The sequence below is a fragment of the Ancylobacter sp. TW_SC_1 genome (assembly GCF_056836805.1).
Window position 1 is genome coordinate 348,582 of the sequence record NZ_CM166365.1, and the last position, 10,813, is coordinate 359,394.

9 protein-coding genes are annotated in these 10,813 nt (G+C 69.2%); all 9 read left to right on the top strand.

Annotated features, from left to right (window positions below; translation table 11 throughout):
* Nucleotides 1–4 precede the first annotated feature (4 nt).
* The 9 genes from AC1PZ7_RS01580 to AC1PZ7_RS01620 all read left to right on the top strand — a co-directional run bounded on the left by AC1PZ7_RS01580 (nt 5) and on the right by AC1PZ7_RS01620 (nt 10,807).
* The gene (locus AC1PZ7_RS01580; protein WP_482357768.1) at nt 5–1,555 is read left to right on the top strand and encodes a glycerol-3-phosphate dehydrogenase; all 1,551 of its coding nucleotides are present in this window, start codon (nt 5–7) and stop codon (nt 1,553–1,555) included.
* Nucleotides 1,552–2,664 carry an ABC transporter ATP-binding protein gene (locus tag AC1PZ7_RS01585; protein WP_482357769.1) on the top strand — a complete coding sequence of 371 codons (1,113 nt, stop codon included), beginning with the start codon at nt 1,552–1,554 and terminating at the stop codon, nt 2,662–2,664. Before AC1PZ7_RS01580 ends, AC1PZ7_RS01585 begins: the two co-directional genes overlap by 4 nt.
* Before the next feature lie 11 nt (nt 2,665–2,675).
* Nucleotides 2,676–3,764, top strand: a complete 1,089-nt coding sequence (locus AC1PZ7_RS01590; RefSeq protein ID WP_482357770.1) for an ABC transporter ATP-binding protein — start codon at nt 2,676–2,678, stop codon at nt 3,762–3,764.
* Complete coding sequence (locus AC1PZ7_RS01595; RefSeq protein ID WP_482357771.1) at nt 3,764–4,666, top strand: carbohydrate ABC transporter permease; 903 nt, start codon at nt 3,764–3,766, stop codon at nt 4,664–4,666. Before AC1PZ7_RS01590 ends, AC1PZ7_RS01595 begins: the two co-directional genes overlap by 1 nt.
* Nucleotides 4,663–5,472 carry a carbohydrate ABC transporter permease gene (locus tag AC1PZ7_RS01600; RefSeq protein ID WP_482357772.1) on the top strand — a complete coding sequence of 270 codons (810 nt, stop codon included), beginning with the start codon at nt 4,663–4,665 and terminating at the stop codon, nt 5,470–5,472. The genes AC1PZ7_RS01595 and AC1PZ7_RS01600 overlap by 4 nt, the downstream gene beginning before the upstream one ends.
* Nucleotides 5,473–5,484: 12 nt before the next feature.
* Complete coding sequence (locus AC1PZ7_RS01605; protein WP_482357773.1) at nt 5,485–5,790, top strand: DUF2160 domain-containing protein; 306 nt, start codon at nt 5,485–5,487, stop codon at nt 5,788–5,790.
* A 57-nt stretch (nt 5,791–5,847) separates the two neighbouring features.
* Complete coding sequence (locus AC1PZ7_RS01610) at nt 5,848–7,611, top strand: ABC transporter substrate-binding protein (RefSeq protein WP_482357774.1); 1,764 nt, start codon at nt 5,848–5,850, stop codon at nt 7,609–7,611.
* Between the two features lie 194 nt (nt 7,612–7,805).
* Complete coding sequence (gene glpK, locus AC1PZ7_RS01615) at nt 7,806–9,305, top strand: glycerol kinase GlpK (protein ID WP_482357775.1); 1,500 nt, start codon at nt 7,806–7,808, stop codon at nt 9,303–9,305.
* Nucleotides 9,306–9,469: 164 nt separating this feature from the next.
* On the top strand, nt 9,470–10,807 hold the full coding sequence (locus AC1PZ7_RS01620) for an ABC transporter substrate-binding protein (protein ID WP_482357776.1): 1,338 nt from the start codon (nt 9,470–9,472) through the stop codon (nt 10,805–10,807).
* The last annotated feature ends 6 nt before the right edge of the window (nt 10,808–10,813 follow it).

Here is a 10,813-nt window from a genome sequence, read left to right on the forward strand (position 1 = left end):
TGATTTGGACGCTCGCACGCGGGACGAGATTTACGACCTTGCGATCATCGGCGGGGGCGTGAACGGCTGCGGCATCGCCCGCGACGCGGCGGGCCGGGGCGTTTCGGTCGTGCTGCTCGAACAGGGCGACTTTGCCGGCGCGACATCCTCGGCCTCGACCAAGCTGATCCATGGCGGCCTGCGCTATCTCGAGCAGTACGAGTTCCGTCTCGTGCACGAGGCGCTCGCCGAGCGCGAGGTGCTGTGGGCGATCGCCCCGCACATCATCCGCCCGCTGCGCTTCGTGCTGCCGCACCATGCCGGGCTGCGGCCGGCTTGGCTGCTGCGTCTCGGCCTGTTCCTCTACGACCATCTGGGCGGGCGCAAGCGGCTGCCCGCGACCCGCTCGCTGGACCTGACGCGTGACCCCGCCGGACGGCCGCTGCGCGAGGGCTACCGCCGCGCCTTCGAATATTCCGACTGCTGGGTGGAGGACAGCCGCCTCGTGGTGCTGAACGCGCTCGATGCCGCCGAGCGTGGCGCCGACATCCGCCGCGGCACGCGCGTCGTCTCGGCGAGCCGCGAGCCGGAATTCTGGCGCATCGAGTTCGAGGAGGATGGCGCGCGCCGCGTCGTCAATGCCCGCGTGCTGGTCAATGCCGCCGGCCCGTGGGTGCACGAGGTGCTGGCACAGGTGGTGCGGGCCAACTCGCCGGCCAATGTCCGCCTCGTGCAGGGCAGCCACATCGTCGTGCCCCGGCTCTACGAGCACGACCGCGCCTACATTTTCCAGAACGCCGACGGGCGCATCATCTTCGCCATCCCCTACGAGCACGACTTCACGCTGATCGGCACCACCGACCGCGATTTCGGCCGCACGCCGACCAAGCCGGTCGCGAGCGAGGAGGAAATCGCCTATCTCTGCGCGGCAGCGAGCGAGTATTTCCGCCAGCCGGTGACGCCCGGCGACGTGGTGTGGACCTATTCCGGCGTGCGCCCGCTCTATGACGACGGCGCCTCCAAGGCCCAGGAAGCCACGCGCGACTACGTGCTGGAGCTCGACGACGCGGATGGCCGGGTGCCGGTACTCTCGGTCTTCGGCGGCAAGATCACCACCTATCGCCGCCTCGCCGAGCACGCCATGCAGAAGCTCACGCCCTTCCTGCCCGCCGCCTCGAAGGCATCCTGGACCGGCTCCTCGCCGCTGCCGGGCGGCGACTTCGCGGTGACCGACCAGCCGCGCGTCGTCGCGCAGCTGCTGCGCGCGCATCCCTGGCTCGACGAGCGGCTCGCCCGGCGCCTCGTCGTCGCCTATGGCACGCGGGCGATGCGCATCCTCGACGGCGCCCGCTCGGCGCATGATCTCGGCCGCATTTTCGGCGCCGACCTCACCGAGGCCGAGGTGCGCTATCTGATGCGTGAGGAATGGGCGCGCACCGCCGAGGACGTGCTGTGGCGCCGCTCCAAACTCGGCCTGCGCTTCTCGCCGGAGGAAACCGCGGCGCTCGACGCCTTCATGGTGGAGAATGCGCTGCCGCGATCGGCGCCGGCCTCGCTGCAGGGAGCCGCGCGATGACTCTGGAACTCGAACATGTCAGCCGCAGCGTGCACGGCGTGCCCCACATAAGGGACGTCTCGCTGCGCCTGGAGCGCGGCAGCATCAACGTGCTGCTCGGTGCCACCCTTGCCGGCAAGACCAGCCTGATGCGGCTGATGGCCGGCCTCGACGCGCCGACCTCCGGCCGCATCCTCATCGAGGGGCGCGACGTCACAGGGCTGCCGGTGAAGAAGCGCAGCGTCGCCATGGTCTACCAGCAGTTCATCAACTACCCCTCGCTGACGGTCTACGAGAACATCGCCTCGCCGCTGCGGGTGCAGGGGCTGGCAAGGGCCGAGATCGCGGCGCGCGTCGCCGAGGCGGCAAGGCTGCTGAAGCTCGAACCCTATCTGCAGCGCCTGCCGCTCGCGCTCTCCGGCGGCCAGCAGCAGCGTACGGCGATTGCCCGCGCGCTGGTGAAGCGCGCCGACCTCGTGCTGCTCGACGAGCCGCTGGCCAATCTCGACTACAAGCTGCGCGAGGAACTGCGCGAGGAGCTGCCGCGCATCTTCGCCTCGACCGGCGCGGTGTTCGTCTACGCCACCACCGAGCCGACCGAGGCGCTGCTGCTCGGCGGCAATACCGCCGCTCTCATGGAGGGCACGCTGACGCAGTTCGGCCCGACCGCCGAGGTCTATCGCCGGCCGGACGACCTCGCCACCGCACGCGTGTTCTCCGATCCCCCGCTCAACGCGTTGCGCGCCGCCAAGTCGGGCCACACCGTGCTGCTCGAAAGCGGCACCGTGCTGCCGGCGACGGGCGCGTTCGCCAGCGTGCCGGACGGCGCCTACACGATGGGCGTGCGCGCGCATCATCTGGAGGTCGAGGACGTCGCCACGGCCGAGCGCACGGTCCATGCCGACGGGCTGATCCGCCTCGGCGCCGTCATCGCGGTGACCGAGGTCACCGGTTCGGAGAGCTTCCTGCACATGGACATGGGCGATGAGCGGCTGACGGCGCTGGTTCTGGGCGTGCGGCGGCTGGAGCCGGGCGCGCCGGTGGAGGTGCTGATCGACCCCCGCCATATCCTGCTGTTCGACGCCGAGGGCCGCCGCGTGGCGCCCGTCCTCGACGCCGCGGCGGCCTGAGGGAGGGGAAGATGGCCAGCATCACGCTTGACGGTCTCGCCCATGCCTACCGGCCCGATCCGCGCGGCCCGCAGGACTATGCGCTCAAGGAGATCAACCATGTCTGGCGGCAGGGCGGCGCCTATGCGCTGCTCGGCCCCTCCGGCTGCGGCAAGACCACGCTGCTCAACATCATTTCCGGCCTCGTCATCCCGACGCGCGGACGTATCCTGTTCGACGGGCGCGACGTCACCCAGCTGCCCACCGAGGCGCGCAACATCGCCCAGGTGTTCCAGTTCCCGGTGGTCTACGACACGATGACCGTGCGCGAGAACCTGGCCTTCCCGCTGAAGAACCGGAAAGTGCCGCGCGAGGCCATCGCCCGGCGCGTGCAAGAGATCGCCGACCGCCTCGACCTGACGTCGGTTCTGGACCGGAAGGCCTCGAACCTGACCGCCGACGCCAAGCAGAAGATCTCGCTGGGCCGCGGGCTGGTGCGCGAGGACGTCGCCGCCATCCTGTTCGACGAGCCGCTGACCGTCATCGACCCTCACCTGAAATGGCAGTTGCGCTCGTCGCTGAAGGAACTGCACCGCGCGCTCGACCTCACCATGATCTACGTCACCCACGACCAGACCGAGGCGCTGACCTTCGCCGACACGGTGGTGGTGATGCATGACGGCGCGGTGGTGCAGACCGGCACGCCGGAGGAGCTGTTCGAGCGCCCCGCCCACACCTTCGTCGGCCATTTCATCGGCTCGCCGGGCATGAACGTGCTGCCGGCCAGGGTCGAGGGCCGCACGGCGCGCGTGGGCGACGTCGCCATCGCGCTGGCGCAGGCCTATACCGCGCTGCCGGCCGGCGAGCGCATCGAGCTCGGCGTGCGTCCGGAATTCGCCACCCTCGCCGCTCCCGGCACCGGCCTGCCGGTGAAGGTGACGCGGATCGAGGATATCGGGCGCGCCCGCATCGCCCGCATCGAGATTTCCGGCCATCCCGCCGCCGCCATGATGCCCGAGGCGCTGTCGCTCAACGGCGACGAGGCCGGGCTGCGGCTCGATCCCCGGCACATCCACATCTATGCCGGCGGCGTGCTCGTCGCGGGCGAGGGAGCGGCGTGATGGACAAGCCCGTCAACAACCGCGCCTGGCTGCTGGTCGCCCCGGTCTTCCTGATCGTCGCCTTCTCGGCGATCGTGCCGATCATGACGGTGGTGAACTATTCGGTTCAGGACACCTTCGGCAACAACCAGTTCTTCTGGAACGGGCTCGGCTGGTTCCAGGAACTGCTCGATCCCTCTACCGAACTCGGCGGGCGCTTCTTCGACGCGCTGTGGCGCAACCTGCTGTTCTCCGCGATCATCCTCGCCATCGAGGTGCCGCTCGGCATCCTGGTCGCGCTGTCCATGCCGCGCGAGGGCTGGAAGGTCGCCGCCACGCTGGTGATCATGGCGCTGCCGCTGCTGATCCCGTGGAACGTCGTCGGCACCATCTGGCAGGTCTTCGCGCGCGCCGACATCGGTCTGCTCGGCTGGGGCCTGAACGCGCTGGGCATCCCCTATAATTACACCGGCGACCTGCTCGCCGCCTGGATCACCATCGTGGTGATGGATGTCTGGCACTGGACCAGCCTGGTCGCGCTGCTGTGCTATGCCGGCCTCAAGTCGATCCCCGATGCCTATTACCAGGCCGCGCGCATCGACGGCGCGTCGCGCTGGGCGATCTTCACCACCATCCAGCTGCCGAAGATGAAGCGGGTGCTGCTGATCGCGGTGCTGCTGCGCTTCATGGACAGTTTCATGATCTACACCGAGCCCTTCGTCCTCACCGGCGGCGGCCCCGGCAACGCGACGACCTTCCTCTCGATCGACCTCGTCAAGCTCGCGCTCGGCCAGTTCGACCTCGGCAAGGCGGCGGCGATGTCGCTGGTCTACAACCTCATCGTGCTGGCGCTGTGCTGGGTCTTCTACACCGTGATGACCAATACCGGCACCGAGCGCGTCAGGGAGGAGACACCGGCATGAACCGCTCCTCGCGCTCCGGCACCGTCGTGATGGTGCTCTATCTGGTGTTCCTGATCCTGCCGATCTACTGGCTCGTCAACATGAGCCTGAAGACCAATTTCGAGATCAACTCGTCGGTCACGCTGTGGCCGCGCGAGATAACCTTCGAGCACTACATCAAGATCTTCACCGATTCGAGCTGGTACTCGGGCTACATCAACTCGCTCAGCTATGTGGTGCTGAACACCATCATCTCGATCTCACTGGCGCTCCCGGCGGCCTATGCCTTCTCGCGCTACAGCTTCGTGGGCGAGAAGCACCTGTTCTTCTGGCTGCTGTCGAACCGCATGGCCCCGCCGGCGGTGTTCGCCCTGCCCTTCTTCAATCTCTATTCCGCCATCGGCCTGTTCGACACGCCCTGGGCGGTGGCGCTCGCCCACTGCCTGTTCAACGTGCCGCTGGCGGTATGGATCCTCGAAGGTTTCATGTCCGGCGTGCCGCGCGAGATCGACGAGACGGCGGCGATCGACGGCTATTCCTTCCCGCGCTTCTTCGTGAAGATCTTCATGCCGCTGATCGCCAGCGGCATCGGCGTCGCCGCCTTCTTCTGCTTCATGTTCTCCTGGGTCGAGCTGCTGCTGGCGCGGACGCTCACCGCCACCAATGCCAAGCCGATCGCGGTGACGATGACCCGCACCGTCTCGGCCTCCGGCATGGACTGGGGCCTGCTCGCCGCCGCCGGCGTGCTGACCATCATCCCCGGAGCGCTGGTGATCTGGTTCGTGCGCAACTACATCGCCAAGGGCTTCGCCCTCGGGCGGGTGTGACGGGAGGATGTGATGGAAGACACCGCCACGCGCCTCTCCGAGAACTTCGCCTGGATGGCCTGGACCTGGCCGACCGCGCTGTTCTTCGCCGTCATCGCCAGCCTCCTCGCGGTCTTCACCGTGCTCGCCCTGCGCCGGCCCGAGCGGGCCCGCGTCGGCGTGCTCGGCATCCCCACGACGCGCGGCGACCGGCTGTTCATCACGCTGCTCGGCAGCGCCTTCATCACTCTCGCCTGGCTCGGCCTGGTGGGACCCAATCTCGGCTGGGCGCTCGCGCTCTGCCTTGTCTACGCACTGGCGGTGTTCCGCCTCGTGTGAATTCGCCTAAGCGGTGGAAAGCCGCGGAATTCTGGGAAGAAACGGGAGGAAAGACCCATGTTGCCGTCAAAGAGCCGAGGCCGGCTTCTGCTGGCCGCCAGCGCCATGGCGCTGATCGCTTTCGCCGCCCCCGTGCGGGCCGACGAGGCCGCCGCCAAGAAATGGATCGACAGCGAATTCCAGCCTTCCACGCTCTCCAAGGACGAGCAGATGAAGGAGATGGAATGGTTCATCAAGGCCGCAGAACCCTTCAAGGGCATGGAGATCAACGTCGTCTCCGAGACCATCACCACGCATGAATACGAGGCCAAGGTCCTCGCCAAGGCGTTCTCCGAGATCACCGGGATCAAGCTCACCCACGACCTCATCCAGGAAGGCGACGTGGTCGAGAAGATCCAGACCCAGATGCAGTCGGGCAAGAACATCTACGATGCGTGGGTGAACGATTCCGACCTCATCGGCACGCATTTCCGCTACAAGCAGGCGGTGCCGCTGACCGACTGGATGGCCGGCGACGGCAAGGACGTGACCTCGCCGACGCTCGATCTCGGCGACTTCATCGGCATCGCCTTCACCACCGCGCCGGACGGCAAGGTCTACCAGCTTCCCGACCAGCAGTTCGCCAACCTCTACTGGTTCCGCTACGACTGGTTCACCAACCCGGACATCAAGGCCAAGTTCAAGGCCAAGTACGGCTACGAGCTCGGCGTGCCGGTGAACTGGTCGGCCTATGAGGACATCGCCGACTTCTTCACCAACGACGTCAAGGAGATCGACGGCGTCAAGGTCTATGGCAACATGGACTACGGCAAGAAGGACCCCTCGCTCGGCTGGCGCTTCACCGATGCCTGGCTCTCCATGGCCGGCAATGGCGACCGCGGCCTGCCCAACGGCAAGCCGGTCGACGAATGGGGCATCCGCATGGAAGGCTGCCGCCCGACCGGCTCCTCGGTCGAGCGCGGCGGCGACACCAACGGCCCGGCGGCCGTCTACTCGATCACCAAGTACATCGAGTGGCTGAAGAAATACACGCCGGCCGCCGCCAACGGCATGACCTTCTCCGAGGCCGGCCCGGTCCCGGCGCAGGGCAACATCGCCCAGCAGATGTTCTGGTACACCGCCTTCACCGCCGACATGGTGAAGCCCGGCCTGCCGGTGATGAACGCCGACGGCACGCCGAAATGGCGCATGGCTCCCTCGCCGAAGGGCGCCTACTGGAAGGAGGGCATGAAGCTCGGCTACCAGGACGTCGGTTCCTGGACCTTGCTGAAGTCCACCCCGGTCGACCGGCGCAAGGCGGCCTGGCTCTACGCCCAGTTCGTCACCTCCAAGACCGTCTCGCTGAAGAAGAGCCATGTCGGCCTCACCTTCATCCGCGAGAGCGACATCTGGGACAAGAGCTTCACCGAGCGCGCGCCCAAGCTCGGCGGCCTGATCGAGTTCTACCGCTCGCCGGCCCGCGTGCAGTGGTCGCCCACCGGCGCCAACATTCCGGACTATCCCAAGCTGGCGCAGCTCTGGTGGCAGAACATCGGCGACGCCTCCTCCGGCGCCAAGACCCCGCAGGCGGCGATGGACAGCCTCGCGGCGGCGCAGGATTCGGTGCTCGAGCGCCTCGAGCGCTCCGGCGTGCAGGGCGACTGCGGCCCGAAGCTGAACGCCAAGCACCCGATGGAATACTGGGTGAAGCTCGCCAAGGAGTCCGACAACCTCGCCCCCCAGCCCAAGCTCGCCAACGAGAAGCCGCAGGGCGAGACCGTCGACTACGACACGCTGATCGGCTCCTGGCCCGCAACCCCGCCGAAGAAGACGGCAAACTGAGGCCCGCCGCGATCTCCACACCGGGGCTCGCAGACCGGCCCCGGCCCCTCGTCCCGGGCGCGCGACGCGCGCCGCCCGGGGCGATCTTCTCCCGCCGGGCGCCGACCCGGCCGGCCGTCGCCGCTTGATACGGACCGTCATCCCGGACAGGTGTAAAAGCCGTTCCGGGATGACGCCTTTTCGCGGAGTGCAACGTGACCACCTATCTTCTCGCGATCGACCAGGGCACCACCTCCTCGCGGGCGATCCTGTTCCGCCCCGACACCTCCATCGCGGCGCAGGCGCAACAGGAATTCCCGCAGCACTTCCCCGCCTCCGGCTGGGTCGAGCACGAGGCGGAGGATCTCTGGCGCACCACGCTCGCCACCTGCCGCGCGGTGATGGAGCAGGCCGGCGCGCGCGCCGCCGACATCGCCGCCATCGGCATCACCAACCAGCGCGAGACCACCGTGGTGTGGGACCGCAAGACCGGCGCCGCCATCCACCGCGCCATCGTCTGGCAGGACCGGCGGACCGCGGAGCTGTGCGCCCGGCTGCGCGCCGAGGGGCACGAGGCGCTGGTCAGCGAGCGGACCGGGCTCATCCTCGACCCCTATTTCTCCGGCACCAAGATCGGCTGGATCCTTGACCATGTGCCCGGCGCCCGCGCCCGCGCCGAGCGCGGCGAGCTCGCCTTCGGCACGGTCGACAGCTGGCTGCTGTGGCAGCTCACCGGCGGCACCGTGCATGCTACCGACGCCACCAACGCCGCGCGCACGCTGCTGTTCAACATCCACACCGGCGCCTGGGATGACGACCTGCTGGCACTGCTGCGCGTGCCACGCTCCATGCTGCCCGAGGTGAAGGACTGCGCCGCCGCTTTCGGCACGACGCGCGCAGAGCTGTTCGGCGGCGCCATCGCCATTGGCGGCATCGCCGGCGACCAGCAGGCCGCCACCGTCGGCCAGGCCTGCTTCCAGCCGGGGATGATCAAGTCGACCTACGGCACCGGCTGCTTCGCCCTCTTGAACACCGGCCCCACCGCCGTCGTTTCGCAGAACCGCCTGCTCACCACCATCGCCTACCAGCTCGCCGGCCGGCGCACCTACGCGCTGGAAGGCTCGATCTTCGTCGCGGGCGCGGCGGTGCAGTGGCTGCGCGACGGGCTTGGCATCCTGAAAACCTCGGCCGAGAGCGAGGCCCTCGCGGAAGCGGCCGATCCGGCCCAGCAGGTCTATCTGGTGCCGGCCTTCGTCGGGCTCGGCGCGCCGCACTGGAACCCCGACGTGCGCGGCGCGATGTTCGGCCTCACCCGCAATTCCGGCCCGGCCGAGTTCGCCCTCGCGGCGCTGGAGAGCGTCTGCTACCAGACCGCCGACCTGATCGAGGCGATGAACGCCGACTGGGCGCGCTCCGGCGCGACGCATAGCACCCCCGTGCTGCGCGTGGACGGCGGCATGGCGGCCTCGAACTTCGCCATGCAGCGCCTCGCCGACCTGCTCGCCGCCCCGGTCGACCGGCCGGTGATCCGCGAGACCACGGCGCTGGGCGCCGCCTATCTCGCCGGCCACCACGCCGGCATCATGCCGGCGCCGGGGCGCTTCGCCGATTCCTGGCGGCTCGACCACCGCTTCGATCCGTCCATGCCGGCCGAGACCCGCGAGGCCAAGCTCGCCGGCTGGCGCGACGCCGTCCGCCGCCTGACCATGCCGTAAGCGCCGCGCCTCCGGCTGCCTGGAGGCGCGGGCGCCCAGCCCGCCGGCGGGCGGCTTGAGTCTCGGCGCGGTTGCCACCATTCTGCGCCGGTGCTCAAGCCGGAAAACCGGAAGCAAGGGTGGGAAACGTCTTACGCATTCGCTGCGCGCGGCTTCTGTGCGCCATGGCTTTCTGCGCCGTCGCGCTGACGGCCGGTGCGCAGGCGCGCCCGCTGCGCATCGTCACCTCGTTTCCGCCCTCGATGATCGAGGTCTATCGGCAGGCCTTCCGCGCGGCGCGGCCGGACATCGATCTGGAATTCGTGCAGCGCAAGACCACGGCGGCGGTCGCGCAGCTCGCCGCCGGCGACCGCCTCGACGCCGACCTGTTCTGGGCGTCGGCGCCGGACGCCTTCGAGCTTCTGAAGCAGGAGAACCAGCTCTCGCCGCTGACGCCGCGCGACACCGGGGCGCCGGCGCTGGTCGGCGGCTATCCGGTGAACGACCCGGACGGCTTCTATCTCGGCTTCGCCCTCTCGGCCTATGGGCTGGTGCTGAACGAGAGCTATCTCGCGGCGCACGGCCTGCCGATGCCGCACCATTGGCACGACCTCACCGCGCCGATCTATCGCGGCCATATCGGCATCTCCTCGCCCTCGCGCTCGGGCACCACCCACCTCGTGGTCGAGGCGCTGCTGCAGTCGCAGGGCTGGGCGCGGGGCTGGCAGACCTGGCGGCAGATCGGCGGCAACCTCGCCACCGTCACCGCCCGCAGCTTCGGCGTCTCGGCCGGGGTGGCGCGCGGGCGCTTCGGCATCGGCATCACCATCGACTTCCTCGCTCAGCCCGCCGGGCTCGACGCCGTGCCGGTGCGCTTCAGCCCGCCCGAGGAGCAGGTCTTCGCCCCGGCGAGCATCGCGCTGCTGCGCCGCGCGAAGAATCCGGAGGCGGCAGAAGCCTTCATCGACTTCCTCCTGTCGGTGCCGGGCCAGCGCCTGCTGCTCGATCCGGCGGTGGGCCGGCAGCCGGTGCGCCCCGAATTCCACGCCGAGGGCGACACGCAGGGCCCGAACCCCTTCCAGCCCAGCGACGCCGCCGGCTGGCGCTTCGACGCCGGACGCTCGGCGGCGCGCTACGAGCTGGTGAATCTCATCTTCGATGAGCTCGTCACCTTCCGCCTCGCCGAGGCCTCCGCCGTCTGGCGCGCGGTTCACGAGGTCGAGGCAAGCCTTGCCGCCGCGCCGGACGATGTCGCCGCGCGGGCCGCGACACGCGCCCGCACCCTGCTCGGCGCCGTGCCGTTCACGCAGGAGGAGGCCGCCGGCATCGTCGGGGAGGTGAAGCTGGTGCGCGTGCCGCGCGGGCTGCAGGCGCCGGAAGAGCAGGCCCGGCTCGCCGCCCGGCTGCGCGACTGGGCGAGCGACAACCTCGCCGCCGCCCGGACCGCCGCCGAGGCGGCGCGGACGCGCCTGGTGGATCTCGGCCGGCTGTCCGGCGCCACGCCGGGGAGCGCCTCGCAATGAGCCCGG